The 19,350-nt window shown below is 70.8% G+C and carries 16 protein-coding genes, 1 tRNA gene and 1 pseudogene; 3 read left to right on the top strand and 15 right to left on the bottom strand.

Annotated elements, in window-relative coordinates:
* Window positions 1–154: 154 nt before the first annotated feature.
* The 10 genes and pseudogenes from ruvB to pgsA all read right to left on the bottom strand — a co-directional run bounded on the left by ruvB (window position 155) and on the right by pgsA (window position 8,859).
* A complete protein-coding gene (gene ruvB, locus OG214_RS31825; protein ID WP_365900556.1) occupies window positions 155–1,234 on the bottom strand; it encodes a Holliday junction branch migration DNA helicase RuvB in 1,080 nt (359 codons plus the stop codon).
* A gap of 109 nt (window positions 1,235–1,343) precedes the next feature.
* The gene (ruvA, locus tag OG214_RS31820; RefSeq protein ID WP_405986667.1) at window positions 1,344–1,967 is read right to left on the bottom strand and encodes a Holliday junction branch migration protein RuvA; all 624 of its coding nucleotides are present in this window, start codon (window positions 1,965–1,967) and stop codon (window positions 1,344–1,346) included.
* Window positions 1,964–2,539: a crossover junction endodeoxyribonuclease RuvC gene (gene ruvC, locus OG214_RS31815; RefSeq protein ID WP_363083446.1), complete on the bottom strand. Its 576-nt coding sequence runs from the start codon at window positions 2,537–2,539 to the stop codon at window positions 1,964–1,966. The genes ruvA and ruvC overlap by 4 nt, the downstream gene beginning before the upstream one ends.
* Before the next feature lie 146 nt (window positions 2,540–2,685).
* A complete protein-coding gene (locus tag OG214_RS31810) occupies window positions 2,686–3,438 on the bottom strand; it encodes a YebC/PmpR family DNA-binding transcriptional regulator (protein ID WP_363084237.1) in 753 nt (250 codons plus the stop codon).
* 120 nt (window positions 3,439–3,558) lie between these two features.
* On the bottom strand, window positions 3,559–4,191 hold the full coding sequence (gene pdxT / locus OG214_RS31805) for a pyridoxal 5'-phosphate synthase glutaminase subunit PdxT (RefSeq protein WP_405986666.1): 633 nt from the start codon (window positions 4,189–4,191) through the stop codon (window positions 3,559–3,561).
* Between the two features lie 6 nt (window positions 4,192–4,197).
* Window positions 4,198–5,112 (bottom strand): pyridoxal 5'-phosphate synthase lyase subunit PdxS, encoded by a 915-nt coding sequence (pdxS, locus tag OG214_RS31800; RefSeq protein ID WP_363084239.1) that lies wholly within the window; start codon window positions 5,110–5,112, stop codon window positions 4,198–4,200.
* A 170-nt stretch (window positions 5,113–5,282) separates the two neighbouring features.
* Entirely contained in the window at window positions 5,283–5,834 is a 552-nt protein-coding gene (locus OG214_RS31795; protein ID WP_363084240.1) for a hypothetical protein, read from the bottom strand.
* Window positions 5,835–6,089: 255 nt separating this feature from the next.
* A pseudogene (locus OG214_RS31790) lies at window positions 6,090–7,229 on the bottom strand (glycosyltransferase family 4 protein); the annotation flags it as partial.
* On the bottom strand, window positions 7,226–8,167 hold the full coding sequence (locus tag OG214_RS31785; protein WP_363084241.1) for a phosphatidylinositol mannoside acyltransferase: 942 nt from the start codon (window positions 8,165–8,167) through the stop codon (window positions 7,226–7,228). The gene OG214_RS31785 and the pseudogene OG214_RS31790, both read right to left, overlap by 4 nt.
* Entirely contained in the window at window positions 8,164–8,859 is a 696-nt protein-coding gene (pgsA, locus tag OG214_RS31780) for a phosphatidylinositol phosphate synthase (RefSeq protein WP_363084242.1), read from the bottom strand. The genes OG214_RS31785 and pgsA overlap by 4 nt, the downstream gene beginning before the upstream one ends.
* A 473-nt stretch (window positions 8,860–9,332) precedes the next feature.
* On the opposite strand from pgsA, the gene OG214_RS31775 reads away from it, so the two are divergent.
* Both OG214_RS31775 and OG214_RS31770 read left to right on the top strand, forming a co-directional pair.
* Window positions 9,333–11,540 carry an elongation factor G-like protein EF-G2 gene (locus tag OG214_RS31775; RefSeq protein ID WP_405987677.1) on the top strand — a complete coding sequence of 736 codons (2,208 nt, stop codon included), beginning with the start codon at window positions 9,333–9,335 and terminating at the stop codon, window positions 11,538–11,540.
* A gap of 252 nt (window positions 11,541–11,792) precedes the next feature.
* Entirely contained in the window at window positions 11,793–13,448 is a 1,656-nt protein-coding gene (locus OG214_RS31770) for a hypothetical protein (RefSeq protein WP_405986665.1), read from the top strand.
* A 41-nt stretch (window positions 13,449–13,489) separates the two neighbouring features.
* Here OG214_RS31770 and OG214_RS31765 read toward each other — a convergent pair whose 3' ends face one another.
* The 4 genes from OG214_RS31765 to OG214_RS31750 form a co-directional block, all read right to left on the bottom strand.
* Entirely contained in the window at window positions 13,490–14,068 is a 579-nt protein-coding gene (locus tag OG214_RS31765) for an HIT domain-containing protein (RefSeq protein ID WP_365900548.1), read from the bottom strand.
* 117 nt (window positions 14,069–14,185) lie between these two features.
* On the bottom strand, window positions 14,186–16,162 hold the full coding sequence (gene thrS / locus OG214_RS31760) for a threonine--tRNA ligase (RefSeq protein ID WP_405986664.1): 1,977 nt from the start codon (window positions 16,160–16,162) through the stop codon (window positions 14,186–14,188).
* A gap of 218 nt (window positions 16,163–16,380) precedes the next feature.
* Complete coding sequence (locus OG214_RS31755; protein ID WP_405986663.1) at window positions 16,381–17,637, bottom strand: hypothetical protein; 1,257 nt, start codon at window positions 17,635–17,637, stop codon at window positions 16,381–16,383.
* Complete coding sequence (locus OG214_RS31750; RefSeq protein ID WP_365900545.1) at window positions 17,637–18,203, bottom strand: DUF4365 domain-containing protein; 567 nt, start codon at window positions 18,201–18,203, stop codon at window positions 17,637–17,639. The genes OG214_RS31755 and OG214_RS31750 overlap by 1 nt, the downstream gene beginning before the upstream one ends.
* Before the next feature lie 188 nt (window positions 18,204–18,391).
* Here OG214_RS31750 and OG214_RS31745 point away from each other — a divergent pair, with 188 nt between their 5' ends.
* A complete protein-coding gene (locus tag OG214_RS31745) occupies window positions 18,392–19,117 on the top strand; it encodes a 3'-5' exonuclease (protein ID WP_363085665.1) in 726 nt (241 codons plus the stop codon).
* 96 nt (window positions 19,118–19,213) lie between these two features.
* On the opposite strand, the gene OG214_RS31740 is transcribed toward OG214_RS31745, so the two are convergent.
* Window positions 19,214–19,285: transfer RNA gene (locus tag OG214_RS31740), tRNA-Val, on the bottom strand.
* Window positions 19,286–19,350: the final 65 nt, after the last annotated feature.

The raw sequence follows: 19,350 nt of genomic DNA, 5'->3' as shown, positions 1-19,350 counted from the left end.
GAGCGGCCTGGTATACGGGGGTGGGTACGCCGACCTGTAGGGGCGGCATCGGCGGAGTCTAAGCGAGTCCACGTCGTTGGAACAACGCCCAGCGTCGCATGCGGGTTCCTGACCGGACCCGCGTCTTCGCCGTTACACCGCCGTCGCATCGCCGTCACGTCCCGAACAGACCCTGTTGTCCGCCCGCGCCGGGAGCCTGCGGGGGCGGTGCGAGTCCGAGGTGGGCCCAGGCGGCGGGGGTGGCGACCCGGCCGCGCGGGGTGCGCGCGAGTAGTCCCTCCCGTACGAGAAAGGGCTCCGCGACCTCCTCCACCGTCTCGCGCTCCTCCCCCACGGCCACCGCCAGGGTCGACAGGCCCACGGGTCCGCCGCCGAAGAGCTTGAGCAGGGCCTGGAGCACGGCCCGGTCGAGCCGGTCGAGACCGCGCGCGTCGACCTCGTACACCGCGAGGGCGACGGCGGCGACCTCGCGGTTGATATATCCGTCGGCCTTGACCTGGGCGTAGTCCCGTACGCGCCGCAGCAGCCGGTTGGCGATCCTGGGCGTGCCGCGGGAGCGGCCCGCGATCTCCGCGGCGCCCTCGGTGTCGATCTCCAGGTCGAGAAGCTGGGCCGAGCGGTGGATGACCCGCTCCAGTTCGGCGCTCTCGTAGAACTCCATATGACCGGTGAAACCGAACCGGTCGCGCAGCGGGGGCGGCAGCAGTCCGGCCCGGGTCGTGGCGCCGACCAGGGTGAAGGGCGGCAGCTCCAGCGGGATGGCGGTGGCGCCGGGGCCCTTGCCGACGATCACATCGACACGGAAGTCCTCCATCGCCATGTAGAGCATCTCCTCGGCGGGCCTGGACATCCGGTGGATCTCGTCCAGGAAGAGGACCTCGCCCTCCTGGAGGGACGAGAGGATCGCGGCGAGATCGCCCGCGTGCTGGATGGCGGGGCCCGAGGTGATACGGATCGGGGCGTTCATCTCCGCCGCGATGATCATGGAAAGGGTGGTCTTGCCCAGCCCCGGCGCGCCGGAGAGCAGCACATGGTCGGCGGTGGCACCGCGCGCCAGGGCCGCCTTCAGCACCAGGTCGAGCTGCTCGCGGACGCGCTCCTGGCCCACGAACTCGTCCAGCGACTTGGGGCGCAGCGCCGCCTCGACGGCCTGGTCCTCGCCGTCCGCGGACGCGCCGACGAGCCGCTCCGGCGCGTCGGCGGGCGTCTCACCGCTGGTGTCGTCCCAGTTCACTCTGTGTCTCACCTCGGGGATAGGGCCTCGGGCGGGCCTCGGTGTGTCGCGTGCTCCGGCCGGCCGGAGCTGTCGTGGCGCCCTGCCGGCGGGACTTTCGGAACACGTCCTAGCGCGTTCTGTTCAGACTCTGGAGCGCGGCGCGCAGAAGTCGCGGTACGGGAGGCTGGGCGCCCTGGGCCACGGCGGCCTCCGCCTGCGGTGTCACCAGGGCGACCGCCTCGTCCGCCTCGCGGGGGGCGTAGCCGAGGCCGATCAGCGCGGCATGGAGCTGATCGCTCCAGGAGGCGGGGGCGACGGCGATGCCCTGACGGCCGATGACCGCGCCGACCTGCTCGCCGAGCCGGTCCTTCAGCTCCAGCAGCAGCTTCTGGGCGCCCTTCTTGCCGATGCCCGGGACGGCGGTCAGCGCCTTCTCGTCCCCGGTGGAGACGGCGACGCGCAGCGCGTCGGGGCTGTGTACGGCGAGCATCGCCTGCGCCAGCCGGGGTCCGACCCCGCTGGCGGTCTGCAACAGCTCGAACACCTGGCGTTCGTCGTCGTCCGCGAAGCCGTAGAGGGTCAGTGAGTCCTCCCGTACGACCAGGGAGGTGGCGAGCTTCGTCTGCTGGCCGACGCGGAGAGCGGCGAGTGTGGCCGGGGTGCACTGGACGGCCATCCCGACACCGCCGACCTCGATCACGGCCGTGGTCGGGGCGAGGGCGGCGACCGGGCCGCTGACGAAGGCGATCATCGCGTGACCTTCCGTACGGATGTGGTGCTGGGGACACGGGAGGCGCGCGCCGCTGTCTGTGCCTGCTGGGCCGCCTGCGCCTGCTGAAGACGGTTCATGGCGGGGGCACGCCAGATATGGCAGATGGCGAGGGCGAGTGCGTCGGCGGCGTCGGCCGGCTTCGGCGGTGCGTCGAGCCGCAGCAGCCGGGTCACCATCGCGCCGACCTGGGCCTTGTCCGCCCGGCCGCTGCCGGTGACGGCGGCCTTGACCTCGCTGGGGGTGTGCAGCGCGACGGGGATGCCGCGGCGCGAGGCACAGAGCATGGCGACCGCGCTGGCCTGGGCGGTGCCCATGACCGTACGCACATTGTGCTGGGCGAACACCCGCTCCACCGCGACGAGTTCGGGCCGGTGCGCGTCGAGCCAGGACTCTATGCCCCGCTCGATGGCGACCAGTCGCTCGCCGGTCTCCGCGTCGGTGGGCGTACGGACCACACCCACACCGAGCATCGTCAACGGCCGGCCCGCGACGCCCTCGACGACTCCGACACCGCACCGGGTCAGTCCGGGGTCAATGCCCAGCACCCGCATCGCGCCCTCCCCCTCGCTCAGTTGTTCGCGCTGATCAGCACAGTATCGGTAGGCACCGACAACGCGACGGGCCGACGGAGGTGTGTCCCCCGTCGGCCCGTCGGCTGAAGTCCTGTCAGGTACCGGCCTCGTCGGACCCCGGCCCGTCAGGCGTCGACCTTCTCCATGACCTCGTCCGAGACATCGAAGTTGGCGAAGACGTTCTGCACGTCGTCGCTGTCCTCCAGCGCGTCGATCAGCTTGAAGATCTTGCGCGCGCCCTCCTCGTCCAGCTCGACCTGCATGGTCGGGACGAAGTTGGCCTCGGCGGAGTCGTAGTCGATCCCGGCCTCCTGGAGCGAGGTGCGGACGGCGACCAGGTCGGTGGCCTCGCTGAGCACCTCGAAGGACTCACCGATGTCGTTGACCTCCTCGGCGCCCGCGTCCAGCACGGCGCCCAGCACATCGTCCTCGCCCAGTTCGCCCTTGGGGACGATCACGACGCCCTTGCGGTTGAAGAGGTACGAGACGGAGCCGGGGTCGGCCATCGAACCGCCGTTGCGGGTCATGGCCACGCGCACGTCGGAGGCCGCGCGGTTGCGGTTGTCGGTGAGGCACTCGATCAGCACGGCGACACCGTTGGGACCGTAGCCCTCGTACATGATCGTCTCGTAGTCGGCGCCTCCGGCCTCAAGACCGGCGCCGCGCTTGACGGCCGAGTCGATGTTCTTGTTCGGCACGGAGCTCTTCTTGGCCTTCTGGATGGCGTCGAAGAGGGTCGGGTTGCCGTCGATGTCGGCGCCGCCGGTACGGGCCGCCACCTCGATGTTCTTGATCAGCTTCGCGAAGAGCTTGCCGCGCTTGGCGTCGATCACGGCCTTCTTGTGCTTCGTCGTAGCCCATTTAGAGTGGCCGGACATCTGCCTGTCTCCTTCGCGTAACCGGTTCTGCCTCTGCTCGGCAGAGATCCTACCGGGACGAGCGCGCCCGTCGTCCCTGCCACCGTCCCCCGGGGAACGCGGGCCGTCCCTCCCCGTCCCTCAGGGGGCGCCGGTCCGGGCGCCCCGGGAACCGTCCCGTACCAGCTCGGTGAAGAAGCGGTGGAGCCGGTGGTCACCCGTGAGTTCCGGGTGGAACGACGTCGCGAGCGCGTTGCCCTGCCGTACGGCGACGACATGGCCGCCGTACTCGGCGAGCACCTCGACCTCGGCGCCCACCGACTCGACCCAGGGCGCGCGGATGAAGACACCCTCGACGGGGCCGCCCTCGACTCCGGCGACCTCGACGGCCGCCTCGAAGGACTCGTTCTGGCGGCCGAAGGCGTTGCGGCGGACGATCATGTCGATACCGCCGATGGTCTCCTGGCCGGAGCGGGGGTCGAGGATCTTGTCGGCAAGCATGATCATTCCGGCGCAGGTGCCGTACACCGGCATTCCGGCCCGTACGCGCGCCCGCAGCGGCTCCAGCATCCCGAAGAGCGCGGCCAGCTTCGACATCGTGGTGGACTCGCCGCCCGGGATCACCAGCCCGTCGACCTCGGCGAGCTCCTCCGGGCGCCGGACGGTCCTGGGCACGGCGTCCGCCGCGGCCAGGGCACCGAGATGCTCCCGGACATCACCCTGGAGTGCGAGGACGCCGATCACCGGGGTGCCGCCGGTCACAGGGATGGTCATGGGGCGTTACCAGCCGCGCTTGGCGTAGTGCTCGGACTCGGGGAGGGTGTCGATATTGATACCGACCATGGCCTCGCCCAGGTTCCGGGACGCGTCCGCGATGATCTTCGGGTCGTCGTAGAAGGTGGTGGCCTTCACGATGGCGGCGGCGCGCTTGGCGGGGTCGCCGGACTTGAAGATGCCGGATCCGACGAAGACGCCCTCGGCACCGAGCTGGCGCATCAGCGCGGCGTCGGCGGGGGTGGCGACACCGCCGGCGGAGAAGAGCACCACGGGCAGCTTGCCGAGCGCGGCGACCTCCTTGACGATCTCGTACGGCGCGCGCAGTTCCTTGGCGGCGGCGTACAGCTCGTTGTTGTCGAAGCCGCGGAGCCTCGCGATCTCGTTCTTGATCTGACGGAGATGGCGCACCGCCTCGACGACATTGCCGGTGCCGGCCTCGCCCTTGGAGCGGATCATGGCCGCGCCCTCGGCGATCCGGCGCAGGGCCTCGCCCAGATTGGTGGCGCCGCAGACGAAGGGGGTGGTGAACGCCCACTTGTCGGAGTGGTTGACCTCGTCGGCGGGGGTCAGCACCTCGGACTCGTCGATGTAGTCCACCCCGAGGGACTGGAGCACCTGCGCCTCGACGAAGTGGCCGATCCGCGACTTGGCCATGACCGGGATCGAGACGGCTTCGATGATGCCCTCGATCATGTCCGGGTCGGACATCCGGGCGACGCCGCCGTCCTTACGGATGTCGGCGGGGACGCGCTCCAGCGCCATGACGGCGACCGCGCCGGCGTCCTCGGCGATCTTCGCCTGGTCCGGTGTGACGACATCCATGATCACGCCGCCCTTGAGCTGCTCGGCCATACCGCGCTTGACGCGCGCGGTGCCGGTCTCGGCGGACTGAGGGGTGGTGGGGAGCGTGGTGGACACGAATCGACCTCACTGGCTGGCTGACGGTGGCTGGCTGGCTGGCTGAAAACGATGGAGAAACCGCACGCACAGGTAACGCCCGGGGAGCAGTCCACAGCAAGGGCCAATGAACAGGCGGTGGATCGTTCTCGCGTTCTCGCGCGTCGCCGGGGGCCGGCCGGGGCCGGGCCTCAGGTCGAGGAACCCGGCCGGTCCGCCAGCGCGACGGGCGGCTCGTCGTCCATCTCGAAGGCGAGCGGGAACGGAGCGTGCCCGGCGAGCCTGAACCAGCGGACCTTACGGTGCCGGCGCAGCGCGCGGGCGGCGCGTACGGCGTCGTTGTGGAACCGCCGAGCCATGGGAACGCGCCGTACCGACGCGGCGAGTTCGCCGGCGGCCTCGTCACCGCCGGGAGCCGCCCGTACGGCCTCGACCTGCGCGGTCTCCCCGAACACCGCCCGCAGCGCCTGGCTCAGCTCGCTCTCCGCGACCTCCCGCTGCTCCTCCTCGGCCTGCCGGGCCGCGTGCGCGGCCTGGTAGAGCACGATGGACGCGGCGGGGTCGAGCACACCGGAGGTCGCCAGCTCCTGGGTGACCGAGGCACGCCGGAGCAACTGCGCGTCGAGGGCCGCGCGCGCGGCGTCGATACGGGTGTGCAGCCGGTCGAGCCGGCCGGCGGTCCAGCTCAGATAGAGCGCGCAGACGACGACGGCGACGACGATCCAGATGAGAGTTTCGGTCACGCGGGGCAGGCTATCGGGACGCACCCGGTAACCGGCCTGCCCGGCCCCTGCCCGGCCCCTCCCCGAAGCCCGGGGCAGAACCCGGCACCGCCTCCTCCTACGGAGGACGGCCTACGGAGGACGGCGCCGGACACGAGCCGGACGCCCGGTACGTCAGCCGGTCGCCGGTTCGGGGCGGATGTCCGGGGGCGTACGGGACCGGGACTGGGCCTCGATACCGCCACCCGGGGCGTCGCCGTCCGCGCGGCGGCGGAGGCGGGCGCGCAGACCTGTGCGTTCGTCCGCCGCCACCGACGCCGCGCCGTCCGTCACCGTCTCGTACACCGCGAGGATGTCCGCTCCGACCGTCGCCCAGTCGAACCGCCGCACATGCGCGCTCCCCCGCTCGCGCAGCGCCTCGCGCCGTTCCGCGTCGCCCAGCAGCCGTACCGCCGCGCCCGCCAGCGCGTCCGCGTCCTCGTTGGTGAAGAGCTCGCCCGCCGACCCCTGGTCCAGCACCTGCGCGAACGCGTCCAGGTCGCTCGCCAGCACCGCCGCGCCCGCCGACAGCGCCTCGACGAGGATGATGCCGAAGCTCTCGCCGCCCGTGTTGGGCGCGATGTACAGATCGATACTGCGCAGCAGCCGCGCCTTGTCCTCGTCGCTCACCATCCCGAGGAACTCGACCCGCGACCGCATCTCCTTGGGAAGCGACTCCACGGCCTCCTTCTCGTCCCCGCGCCCCGCCACCAGCAGCCGGGTCTCCGGATAGACGGCGAGGATCTTCGGCAGGGCCTTCATCAGCACCGGGAGCCCCTTGCGCGGCTCGTCGATCCGTCCGATGAAGCCGATCGTGCGGCCCTGCCAGGCCGGATTGATCTCGGCCTTGGCGAAGAAGTCGACATCGACACCGTTCGGGATCACCACCGCGTCACCGCCGAGATGCTCCACCAGCGTCCGGCGCGCGTACTCGCTCACGGCGATCCGCGCGCTGATCTTCTCCAGCGCGGGCTGGAGGATCGGATACGCCGCGATCATCGCCCGCGACCGCGGATTCGACGTGTGGAACGTGGCGACGATCGGCCCCTGCGCCGCCCAGCAGGCCAGCAGACCCAGCGACGGCGAGGTCGGCTCATGGATATGGATCACGTCGAACGTGCCGTCGTGCAGCCACCGCCGTACCCGCGCCGCCGACAGGAAACCGAAGTTCAGCCGGGCGACCGAGCCGTTGTACGGCACGGGAACGGCCCGTCCCGCCGAGACGACATACGGCGGCAGGGGCGTCTCGTCGTCCGCGGGCGCCAGTACGGACACCTCGTGACCCAGCCTGATCAGATGCTCGGCCAGGTCCCTGATGTGGAACTGGACGCCGCCGGGCACGTCCCACGAGTACGGACAGACGATGCCGATCCTCACCGGGGACTCCCCCCGGAACCGGTCTGCCCGGAGCCGGTCCGCCCGGGTTCGAGATCCGTGAGCCACAGCCGTTGCAGCATGTGCCAGTCCTCCGGGTGCTCGGCGATTCCGGTGGCGAAGACGTCGGCCACCGCCTGTGTCATCACAGACGTCTTCTCGGCGCGCGTACCTGTCTCCGGGACCTCGACCGCGGGATGCACCTGTCCCCGCATCACCGGTGAGTCGTCGTACCAGAGTGTCGCCGGCAGCAGCAGCGCCCCGGTCTGCTGGGCCAGCAGCGCGGGCCCCGCGGGCATCCGGGCCTTCTCCCCGAAGAAGTCGACCTCGACACCGGAGGACGACAGATCACGGTCGGCGACCAGACAGACCAGACCGCCGCTCCGCAGCCGCCGCGCGAGCGCGCCGAACGCGGAGCCGCCGGTGTGCGGCAGCACCTCCATGCCCAGGCTCTCGCGGTAGGCCACGAACCGGTCGAAGAGGGATTCCGGCTTGAGCCGCTCGGCGACCGTCGTGAACGGCACCCCCTGCCCCCGGGTGAGCCAGGCTCCCGCCAGGTCCCAGTTGGCGAGGTGCGGCAGCGCGAGCACCACGCCCCGCCCGGCCGCGAGCCCCTCCGTCAGACAGTGGATGTCCTTGATCTCGACGCCGCCGCTCACCCGCTCCTTGCTCCAGGCGGGCAGCCGGAAGGACTCCATCCAGTACCGCATGTACGAGCGCATCCCGGCCCGGGACAGCTCCGCGAGCCGTTCGGGACCCGCGTCCGGCACCACGCGCGCCAGATTGGACTCCAGCCGCAGCACGCTCGCGCCGCGCCGCTTCCACACGGTGTCCGCGACGGTCCTGCCAAGCGCGTCGGCCACGGGCTCGGGGAGCTTCTTGACGGTGCTCCAGCCGAGTCCGTACAGGGAGTCGGTCAGCCGCTCGCCCACGCCGCTCATGATGTGCTCCCGCTCCCCCGCGGGGTGCTCCCGGTGTTCCCCGGCCCGGCGCCGGCCGCCGCGGCGTCGGCCTCGGCTGATTCCCGCCGTACGGTCACGACCCGCTGGCCGAGCGTCACCACGCTGCCGGCCGCCACGATCCACAGCGCGATGGGCAGCAGGATGTCGATCCCCGGCACACCGAAGCCGTGCAGCCCCGCCAGACCGGCCGCGACCAGCGAGATGACCAGCCGCTCCGCCCGCTCGACCAGCCCGTTGACGGCCACGGGCAGCCCGATGGACTCGCCACGGGCCTTGGTGTACGAGACGACCTGGCCGCTCGCCAGACAGAAGATCGCGACGGCGCACAGGACGTTGTTGTCGCCCTCACCCGCGTACCAGAGCGCGAACCCGGCGAAGATCGCGCCGTCGGCGACCCGGTCGAGCGTCGAGTCGAGGAAGGCGCCCCAGCGACTGGAGATCCCCGCCTGCCTGGCCATGTTCCCGTCGACGAGATCGGAGAAGACGAAGACGGTGATGACGATCGTGCCCCAGAAGAACTCCCCCCGGGGGAAGAAGACCAGCGCACCCGCCATCACCCCGGCCGTACCGATCAGCGTGACCGCATCCGGACTCACTCCGCGCCGGAGCAGAAACGCGGCGAACGGTGTGAGGACACGCGTGAAGAATGCACGCGCGTACTTGTTCAGCATGGCCTTCCCGAGGTTCGGTGGGCCGAGCGGCCCCGACGGCCACCGGCTAGGCCCTGTCCGGCCGCTCTTCGCGGACTCGCGACGCCGCGGTGACATGAACCGCTGCCTCGGCGGACGGCACCTCGCCGCGTTGCCGGAGACGTCGGATTCGTCCAGTACCTTCCAGTACGTGCACGATCCTCCGCCTCGCGATGCCCCCGCAGCCTTACGGGCAACGGGAGGTACCCCCTCCACCAGGCGCCACGGCTGACCACGAGGACCGGCCGGACAGGACCGGGCCCATCGTAGCCACGACCCCCACACCGTACCGCCGGGCACCCGGACCGTGCCGTCGCGTACGACGTATGGACGCACCATGGCCGGAGTGCGAAGCTCGAAGGACCACCGCGGGCATCGCCGGAGCTGCCGCGGCGGCTCCCACGGCCCGTGCCTCTCTCCATCTCCTCACCGCGATCGACCGGGAGGCAGGAATCATGGGCGACAAGGCGCGTACACACCCCGGAGCCGCCGGCAGGGCAATGGCGGCCGACCGGCCCGCGTCCGTACGGAACGTGGTGCTGGTCGGCCACAGCGGATCGGGCAAGACCACACTCGTCGAGGCTCTCGCGCTCACCGCGGGGGCGGTGAACCGCGCGGGCAGAGTCGAGGACGGCGGCACGGTCTCCGACTACGACGAGATCGAGCACCGCCAGCAGCGCTCCGTACAGCTCTCCCTCGTCCCCCTGGAATGGGGCGGGTACAAGATCAATCTGCTGGACACCCCCGGCTACGCCGATTTCGTCGGGGAACTGAGGGCCGGTCTGCGGGCGGCGGACGCGGCCCTTTTCATTGTGTCGGCCGCCCAGGAGGCGGAGGCCATGGCCGGCGCCACCCGTACCGTCTGGGAGGAGTGCGCCGCGGTCGGTATGCCGCGCGCGATCGTCGTCACGCATCTCGACACGGCGCGCACCGGCTTCGACGAGATGACCCGGCTCTGCGGGCTGATGTTCGGCGGGGACGACCCCGACGCGGTGCTGCCGCTGTATCTGCCGGTGCACGGCCAGGAGGGGCCGGACGGACACGCGCCGGCCACCGGGCTCGTCGGACTGCTCTCGCGACGGATCTTCGACTACTCCTCCGGGGAGCGCCGGGAGAATCCGCCCGCCCCCGGCGAGCTCCCGCGGATCGAGGAGGCACGGAACCGGCTGATCGAGGGGATCATCGCCGAGAGCGAGGACGAGACGCTCATGGACCACTATCTGAGCGGCGGCGAGATCGACCTGAGGACACTGATCGGGGATCTGGAGAAGGCGGTGGCGCGCGGCATCTTCCACCCGGTGCTCGCGGCGGCCCCCGCTCCGCCGGGCGGCCGACAGGGTCTGGGCACCGTCGAGCTGCTCGATCTGATCGCCACCGGTTTCCCGAGCCCCCTGGAGCGCCCGGTCCCCGAGGTCACCACCCCGCGGGGCGCACCGCGTCCGGGAATCGGCTGTGATCCCCGGGGCCCGCTCGTCGCCGAGGTGGTGAAGACCGCCTCCGACCCCTACGTGGGCAGGATCTCTCTCGTACGGGTCTTCTCGGGCACGCTGCGGCCGGACGAGCTGGTGCATGTGTCGGGCCACGGTCTCACCGACCGCGGTCACGAGGACCACGACGTCGAGGAACGGACCGGGGCGCTCTCCTCCCCGTTCGGCAAACAGCAGCGTGTGACGGGCCACTGCGTCGCCGGAGACCTGGCCTGTGTCGGGAAACTCGCCGACGCGGAGACCGGGGACACCCTCTCCGCCCAGGACGATCCGCTGCTGATGGAGCCCTGGACCATGCCCGATCCGCTGCTGCCGCTGGCCGTCGAGGCCCACAGCAAGGCGGACGAGGACAAGCTGTCCCAAGGGCTCGCCCGGCTGGTGGCCGAGGATCCGACAATGCGTCTTGAGCAGAATCCGGAGACCCGTCAGGTGGTGCTCTGGTGCCTGGGCGAGGCCCATATGGATGTCGCGCTGGAGCGGTTGCGCACCCGGTACGGCGTCCGGGTCGACGCCGTGCCGTTCAGGGTCGCGCTCCGGGAGACCTTCGGCGGGAGCTCGGCGGGGCGCGGCCGGCATGTGAAACAGTCCGGTGGCCACGGCCAGTTCGCGATCTGCGAGATCGAGGTGGATCCCCTGCCGCCCGGCTCCGGGGTCGAGTTCGTCGACAAGGTGGTGGGCGGCGCGGTGCCCCGGCAGTTCATCCCGTCCGTCGAGAAGGGCATACGGACCCAGGCCGCGCACGGAGTCGCGGCGGGCCGTCCGCTCGTCGACATCCGGGTCACCCTGCTCGACGGGAAGGCCCACTCGGTGGACTCCTCCGACGCCGCGTTCCAGACGGCTGGCGCGCTGGCGCTGCGCGAGGCGGCCGTCGAGGCGTCGATCCATCTGCTGGAACCGGTCGCCGAGGTACGGGTCCTCGTCCCCGACGAGTACGTGGGACCGGTGATGAGCGATCTCTCGGGACGGCGCGGCCGGGTCGTCGGCACCGAACAGGCCGGTCCTGGAAGGACCTTGGTGATGGCCGAGGTGCCGGAGCTGGAAATCGGACGGTACGCGGTGGACCTGCGGTCGGTCACCCATGGCACCGGCCGCTTCAGCCGCTCGTACACTCGCCATGAGCCGATGCCCCCGGCGGTCGCGGACCGGCTTCGCGAACAGGAGGGCAGTCTCGTCTGAGCGGGTCTGCCCGGTGGGCCAACCGGGCCCGTACAGGCGGGCCTTGGAGTTCCCGGCGACGCCGGTGGGGCGCGGGTGGCCGGTACTGTGCGGCCGGTGGCCGATCCGATATACGCCGGTGGCTGAAGAGAGCCACTCCCCTGACGCGAACGCCCTCACCCGGTTACGCTGTGGTGCCCAGCTCAGCACGTGTGCGGGGCGCGCGGGCCGGGTAAAGGCCGCGACAGCGGATCTTGCGGCGAGGGGGCGGCAGTGGCGGACAACGGATTCGACTTCAGCCCGGGGGCACAGATCCCGCTCCAGGGGGGGGCCGGGCAGAACCCCGCGACGAACGCCCTCGCGTCGGCGTCCTATCGGGACACCCCGATGGAGGAGATCCTCAAGGCCGACAACGATGTGCACAAGTCCAGTGTGTCCAAGGGCAGGTTCTCGCTCTTCGAGCCCAATCTGGGCGAGGCGTTCGCGCGGGCCCTCCACCTCCGTACGCTCGGCGGCGGCCGGAAAGCGCTCATCCAGTCCTTCGGGATGGAGCCGCAGACGGTGGTGCTGCACGCCCTCGCCGCGAACCGCATCCGCAAGGACCGCGATATCAAACTCACCGCCGTGACCGCGCTGTTCGGGCTGGTCTTCCTGCCCGGACTGCTGGTCTGGCTGGGAGTCTTCCAGCTGCGGCGTACGCTCGCGGGCTCCAAGGACCGGCGCTCGGGCCTGATGGGGACGGCGCTGCTGCTGGGCGTGGGTCTGCTGGCCGTGATCCTGCTGCTGCGGCTGCCGTTCGACGGTGTCCTCGGCTGGTATGTGCGCGGCATGATCGTCGCCCCGGTCATCGGCTGGCTGCTGGCCAGGCGGATCTGTGAGTCCACCGCCAAGGATCTGCGCGCCCGCTGGTCCGATCTGCTCGCGGGCGGCGGCCTCGGCGCCAAGGTTCCCGAAGCCGTCCCCGGAAACCCCGGGGACGCGACACGGGAGGCGGTGCGCCAGGGCATAGAGAAGCTCACGGCCGAGCAGAATTCCAACGTCGTCTTCTACGCCGGTCCCAAGGGCATACTCGGCATGGGTACCCGCTGGGGGAGCTGGCAGCTCGCCGAGGCCCTGGTGCCCAAGGACCCGGCCAAGGAGATCCACCAGTTCCGCAGTTATGACGTGGTACGGGCCATCCACGACCAGCTCAAGCTGCTGGAGCGCGGGCCGATCAACTCCGGTGGATTCCCGCCGCCTTCGGTCAAGCACTGGATCGTCGCGCCCGTCGGTGAGGGCGCCGACTCGGTGTCCAGGCCCGACGGCCAGGACGTGGAGGCGTATCAGGTCAAGTCCCACGAGATACAGCGGATCTGCAACCACCAGCAGTTCGGCGCCGGCAGCCGCCACTATCTCGGGGTGCAGTTCGTCCTCTGGGACGGCCAGCTCGTGATCACCATGATGATCAATGTGACCGTGCTCCACGAGACCCTGCGGATCGAGGTCTCCGGTCATGCCCTGGGACCGATCCACGGGCTCTTCGGCTCGGGACCGTCCGCCAAGACCGTGAGCCGGCCCAAGACCGTCCGGTTCTGGGAGACCACCTCGCGGACGCTGCCCCTGGTCGAGCCGAAGGAAGCAGTCCGGCTGGCGGTGCGCGCCCCCTTCACCTGGTATCCGCCGATCCTGGACTTCCTCGGCGGCAAGCTCTCGCTGCCCGAGCCGTTCGGTCTGCGGCACGCCTGGGCCGATCAGCCGTGGAAGCACCGCTTCATGGCCGATGACGCGATGCGTGCCGCCACGCCCGTCCTGCGTGTGGCGCACAAGGCGGCGCTGCGTGTGCTGGACGAGCACGGGGTGGACACCTCGGGCTTCAGCAGCCGGGCGGCCTCGCTCTTCGGCGCGGTGCAGGACCCGTCACCGAAGCGCGTCGACGCTTACGACGCGTAGAAGGCCCGCGCGGCGGTGGTCCGCGCGGGCTCGCACACGGGCTACGGCTCTATGGGCGCGGGCGGTACGGGCCAGGCGTCCGCGAGCATCGCGCGCGTATCGGCGAGCAGCTGCGGAAGCACCCTCGTGTGTCCCACGATCGGCATGAAGTTGGTGTCACCGCCCCAGCGGGGCACCACATGCTGATGGAGATGCGCGGCGATACCCGCCCCGGCCGCGACGCCCTGGTTCATCCCGATGTTGAACCCGTGCGCCCCCGAGGCGGTACGGAGCGCGGTCATCGCGTGCTTGGTGAAGAGAGCGAGCTCGGCGGTCTCCGCGTCGTCCAGGTCGGTGTAGTCGGCCACATGACGGTAGGGGACGATCATGGAGTGGCCGCCGTTGTACGGGTAGAGGTTCAGCACCGCGTACACCCGCTCGCCGCGCGCCACGATCAGCCCGTCCTCGTCGGACTTGGACGGGATGGAGCAGAAGGGACAGCCGTCCTCGGCACCCGGCCCGGTGGGCTTGTTCTCGCCCTGGATATAGGCCATCCGATGGGGCGTCCACAGGCGCTGGAACGCGTCCTGGGTCCCCACTCCGATCTGCTGCTCCGGCTCACTCGTCATGCTGTGCAGCATAGAACTTCGCCCCTGTGAAACGTGCCGCCGGGCCCCGGCCCGACGGCCCCCGGGAGCCCGATGCCTCCCGGGGGCCGTCACCGTACCCGTGCCCGCACGCCGTACGCGGTACGGGCCTCAGACCTGGACGCGGCGCTCCACCACATCGACCAGCTTCGCCAGCGCCTGGTCACGCGGGACGCCGTTCTCCTGGGAACCGTCGCGGTAGCGGAAGGACACCGTGCCCGCGTGCATGTCCTCGTCACCGACGATGATCATGAAGGGCACCTTCTGCCGCTGCTGGTTCCTGATCTTCTTCTGCATACGGTCCGAGGACGCGTCCACCTCGACGCGCAGCCCCTTGCGCTTCGCCTCCGCCGCGAACTCCTGGAGATACGGCACATGCGCGTCGCCGACCGGGATGCCCACCGCCTGCACCGGCGCCAGCCAGGCCGGGAACGCGCCCGCGTAGTGCTCAAGCAGCACCGCGAAGAACCGCTCGATCGAGCCGAACAGCGCGCGGTGGATCATCACAGGGCGCTGCTTGGAGCCGTCCGGCGAGGTGTATTCGAGATCGAAGCGGTCCGGCAGATTGAAGTCGAGCTGGATGGTGGACATCTGCCAGGTTCGGCCGATGGCGTCCCGCGCCTGCACCGAGATCTTGGGGCCGTAGAACGCGGCACCGCCCGGGTCGGGGGTCAGCGGCAGGCCCTGCTTCTCGGCCACCTTGCGCAGTACCTCGGTGGCCTCGTCCCACGCCTCGTCCGAGCCGACGAACTTGGTCTCGTCCTTGGTCGACAGCTCCAGATAGAAGTCGGTCAGACCGTAGTCACGGAGCAGGTTCAGCACGAACGTCAGCGTCGAGTCCAGCTCGTCCGCCATCTGTTCGCGGGTGCAGTAGATGTGCGCGTCGTCCTGGGTGAAACCGCGCGCGCGGGTCAGACCGTGCACCACGCCCGACTTCTCGTAGCGGTACACCGTTCCGAACTCGAAGAGACGCAGGGGCAGTTCACGGTAGGACCGGCCCCGGGCGTCGAAGATCAGGTTGTGCATCGGGCAGTTCATGGGCTTGAGGTAGTAGTCCACGCCCTCGTCGAGCTGCATGGGCGGGTACATACCGTCGGCGTACCAGTCGAGATGCCCGGACTTCTCGAACAGGGCGCCCTTGGTGGCATGGGGGGTGTAGACGAACTCGTACCCCTCCTCCTCGTGCCGCCGCCGCGAGTAGTCCTCCATGGCCCGGCGGACGACACCGCCCTTGGGGTGGAAGACCGCGAGACCGGAGCCGATCTCCTCCGGGATGGAGAAGAGGTCCAGTTCGCTGCCGAGCTTGCGGTGGTCGCGCTTCTCGGCCTCGGCGAGGAACTCCAGATGCGCCTTCAGCTCCTCCTTCGACGGCCACGCGGTGCCGTAGATGCGCTGGAGCTGCTTGTTCTTCTCGCTGCCCCGCCAGTACGCCGACGCGTTCCGCATGAGCTTGAACGCCGGGATGCTGCGGGTGGTGGGCAGATGCGGGCCGCGGCACAGATCCCGCCAGCACAGCTCGCCGGTCTTGGCGTCCAGGTTGTCGTAGATGGTCAGCTCGCCGCCGCCCACCTCGACATCCGCGCCGTCCTCGGTCGAGGCGGACCCCTTGAGCCCGATCAGCTCCAGCTTGTACGGCTCGTCGGCGAGCTCCTCGCGGGCGGCCTCGTCGGTGACGACGCGCCGCGAGAACCGCTGGCCGCGCTTCTGGATCTCCTGCATCTTCTTCTCGATGGCCTTGAGGTCATCGGGGTGGAAGGGGGCCGCCACGTCGAAGTCGTAGTAGAAGCCGTCCCTGACCGGCGGGCCGATACCCAGCTTGGCCTCGGGGAACAGCTCCTGCACGGCCTGCGCCATGACATGCGCGGTGGAGTGGCGCAGGATGCCGAGGCCGTCCTCGGAGGAGATCTCGACGGGCTCGACGATCTCGCCCTCGCCCGGTACGTACGCGAGGTCCTTCAGCTCGCCGCCGACGCGCGCGGCGATCACGGTGCGCTCTCCGGGGAACAGCTCGGCCGCCGTAGTGCCCGTCGTCACCACGCGCTCTTCCCGCTCGGAATCGCGTTGGATGATCACACGGACGTCTGACACCGGTCTCTCCTGACTCTGGGGCGCGACAGCGGACACTGCGCGTCTGAATCGTACCGAGCCCGGGGGGCCGGTCGCGAAACGGTTTGCCGAGCGGTGACCGAGGGTGCGACCGCCACCACCGCGGGCTGTCCCTCCCCGCGGCGTCCGCGGCCCGCCGCCGGCCGCTCCGCCGTCAGCCGCGCCCGGCGCGGGTCCCCGCGGCCGTCGATCCGCCGGCGTCAGTCACCGCCGCCGCACGCCTCCTCGAAGTAGTCCAGGTTCTCCTGGAGCGACTTCATCAGCCGGTCCCGCTCGGCGTCGTCGACCTGGACGGGCACCACACCGCTGGCGTCGGTGAGCCTGCGGAACCCGCCACGGCTCTCCAGTCTGCCCACCACCCGGATCGGCAGACCGACGAGATGCGCGTGTCCCGCGACGCGGTACGACTCCTCGTCGAGCGCCACCCGTACATGCGGGATCGCCGCCCCGGCGAGGACACGCAGCCGTACGGACCCCTCGCCGCCGGTGCCGGCCCGGCGCATGCGGATCACCGCGCCGGTGATCCGCACCGGTACGGAGGGCTCGTCGCGCAGATAGCGTCTGCCCGCCTCGCGCAGCGCGGGCAGATCACCGGGCGAGAACTCCACCGGCTCGGGACGGGCGGCGCACCCCTCGGGCACCCCCGCGCCCGGCGCCCAGGCCAGGGCGACCCGGGCGCCTTCCGTCCCCCGTACGAGCGCCACCAGCGCCTCGGTCAGCTCCCGGCTCACCCCGGCCTCCACCGCGGAGTCGAACGCCTCCATGCCCCCGGTGGCCCGCTGGTAGTCGGCGGCCTCACGGGCCGCGGAGAGCGAGTGATGGAGCTGTACGGCGACGGACCGGCCGCTCGTCACCGGCAGGAAGGCGGTCAGTTCGCGTCCGCCCGGCGCCGGTCCGACCAGCACCCCTCCCAGCGAGTCCTGGGCCTGCCGGCGATGGCGCGCCCCGTAATACCCGGCCCTGCCCCGGACGGCGAGCGCCCCGGCGAGCAGAAGCTGTCTGGCCGCCGTGCGGAGCTGTTCCTGCACGGTCCACTCCGCGGCGCCGGAGGGGCCGGGCGGTACATCGCGCCACCAGCGGATCTCGTCGCTGGGCACGGCGAGACCGACGAGCACCTCACGCGCGGAGGGAGCCGCGCTGCGGGCGAGCGCCGTGAGGGCCTCGGCGAGCAGGTCCTCGCAGTCGGGGAAGGCACGGCTCTCGGGGACGAGCAGGCTCGTACCGCGCGCGCCCGGCCCCGGTGGTGTCCAGCGGGCATAGCGCCCGGGGGCGCCGCCGCGCCGCCGCCAGCCGTGCCGGGCGAGCAGGGCGCCGAGGACGGCGGGGTCGGTCCTGGTGGGGTCCGGGTCCGAAGCCGTTCCCCCGTTCCAGGAGTGGCCCCCGGCCAAGGACTCCGGCTCCGGCGTCCCGGTCGGCGACGAGTGGGAACGTACTGGCTCGTCGGACGGCCAACGCATCACGGTCTCCCTCCCGACCCGACACGGGTCATGATCTCGCAGAGCGCCCGGTCGTCGAAGATCCGCGCGGTGGGCACACGCACCGTGGTGCGGTACCGGCCGGTCACCGGGTGGCCGGCCAGATTGATCCAGTAGCAGCAGTGTCTGAGGTCGAGCCGGTCATGGCTGGCGCGCAGCCATTCGTCCTGGGTCCTGGGCACGAGCATCACGACCAGGATCTTGTGCACGGAGACCGGGGTGCGGGCGAGCTTCACGAGATGGGCGTTGTCGAGGGTGAAGGAGAAGGCGGGCCCCGCCGGGTGCGGGGCGATCTGGTAGGTGCACTTGAGCTGGACCTTGATGGTGACCTCGTCGTCGACGAGATGTCCTGGCGCGCTGTGGCTCACGTGCCAGTCGATGCCGTTGTCGGGAAAGGGCTGGCTGAGTGAGCAGCCCGCCGCGGCGGCGACCGCGTGGAGGTAGCCCACCTGGAGTGTCTCCATGCAGGCGGTGGTGGCGAGCGCTCCGCGCAGCGGTGCCATCCGCTCGGGCAGCAGCCCACCCGGTTCGGGCTTGGCGAGCGCCATGGCTCAGGGTGCCTTCCGGGCCGTACCGGTCAGTTGGAGCGACGGGACGTCAACTCACGTGCCCGACACCTGTGTTGTCACCGAACGGAGCCCCCCGTAAACGGCGCGTACCGAACGACCTGTCCGGGTATCACCGATTCGGGCAGTGGCTGGACGCCATCTGCCGCTCAGGCGCGAGGAGTTCGGGGATGACGCGTTGGTATGAGGGACCGTTGGCAGCGTTCGACACCGAGACGACGGGGGTCGATGTCGAGGAGGACCGTATCGTTTCGGCCGCTCTCGTCGTCCAGGACCTGGCGGGCGGCAGGCCGCGGGTGACCCGCTGGCTGATAGATCCGGGTGTGCCGGTGCCCCCGGCGGCCACCGCGGTGCACGGTCTGACGGACGACTTCCTGCACCGCAACGGCCGCTGGCCGGCGCCGGCGATCGAGGAGATGGGCAGGGCGCTGGCCGAGCAGTGCGCGGCGGGCCGTCCGCTGGTGGTGATGAACGCGCCGTTCGATCTGACCCTGCTGGACCGTGAGTTGAGGCGTCACCGGGCGTCGTCCCTGGCGCGCTGTCTGGAGAACGTCCCGCTCTGTGTGCTGGATCCACGTGTCCTGGACAAACATCTGGACCGTTACCGCAAGGGCCGGCGCACCCTGACCGATCTCTGTGCCCACTACGAGGTGGAGCTGGAGGGGGCCCATGACGCGGCCGTCGACGCGGTGGCGGCGCTGGAGGTGGTCCGGGCGGTCGGCCGCCGGTTCGCGGCGCGGATGGAGCGGCTGAGCGCGGCGGAGCTGCATACGCTCCAGGCGGTCTGGCACGCGGCGCAGGCGCGGGGTCTCCAGGCGTGGTTCTCCCGTAACGGTACGGAGGAGTCGGTGGATCCGGCCTGGCCGCTGCGGCCCGAACTGCCCGCCGCCGCTTGATCACCGGCGCTCGTCCTGATCACCGGCGCGCCCGGAACACGGTGCGTCCGGAACGCGCGAAGGCCGGTCCGTCACTGACGGACCGGCCTCTCCCGGTGGGCGATACTGGGTTCGAACCAGTGACCTCTTCGGTGTGAACGAAGCGCTCTCCCACTGAGCTAATCGCCCGGGAACGCACTGAACCATACAGGTCCCCTCGGGTCTCCTTCAAACCGAATGCCGGGTACTCACCC

Source organism: Streptomyces sp. NBC_00872 (genome assembly GCF_045161915.1).
Taxonomy (GTDB): Bacteria; Actinomycetota; Actinomycetes; order Streptomycetales; family Streptomycetaceae; genus Streptomyces.
Note: the sequence above shows the minus strand (reverse complement) of the source record. Positions and strands in the feature narration are given on the sequence as shown.

Coding starts and splice junctions, on each gene's coding strand:
- ruvA (WP_405986667.1), bottom strand. CDS start 1,967: ATGATCGCCTTCGTCAGCGGCCCGGTCGCCGCCCTCGCCCCGACCACG.
- ruvC (WP_363083446.1), bottom strand. CDS start 2,539: ATGCGGGTGCTGGGCATTGACCCCGGACTGACCCGGTGCGGTGTCGGA.
- OG214_RS31810 (WP_363084237.1), bottom strand. CDS start 3,438: ATGTCCGGCCACTCTAAATGGGCTACGACGAAGCACAAGAAGGCCGTG.
- pdxT (WP_405986666.1), bottom strand. CDS start 4,191: ATGACCATCCCTGTGACCGGCGGCACCCCGGTGATCGGCGTCCTCGCA.
- OG214_RS31785 (WP_363084241.1), bottom strand. CDS start 8,167: ATGAGCGGCGTGGGCGAGCGGCTGACCGACTCCCTGTACGGACTCGGC.
- pgsA (WP_363084242.1), bottom strand. CDS start 8,859: ATGCTGAACAAGTACGCGCGTGCATTCTTCACGCGTGTCCTCACACCG.
- OG214_RS31775 (WP_405987677.1), top strand. CDS start 9,333: ATGGGCGACAAGGCGCGTACACACCCCGGAGCCGCCGGCAGGGCAATG.
- OG214_RS31765 (WP_365900548.1), bottom strand. CDS start 14,068: ATGCTGCACAGCATGACGAGTGAGCCGGAGCAGCAGATCGGAGTGGGG.
- OG214_RS31755 (WP_405986663.1), bottom strand. CDS start 17,637: ATGCGTTGGCCGTCCGACGAGCCAGTACGTTCCCACTCGTCGCCGACC.
- OG214_RS31750 (WP_365900545.1), bottom strand. CDS start 18,203: ATGGCGCTCGCCAAGCCCGAACCGGGTGGGCTGCTGCCCGAGCGGATG.
- OG214_RS31745 (WP_363085665.1), top strand. CDS start 18,392: ATGACGCGTTGGTATGAGGGACCGTTGGCAGCGTTCGACACCGAGACG.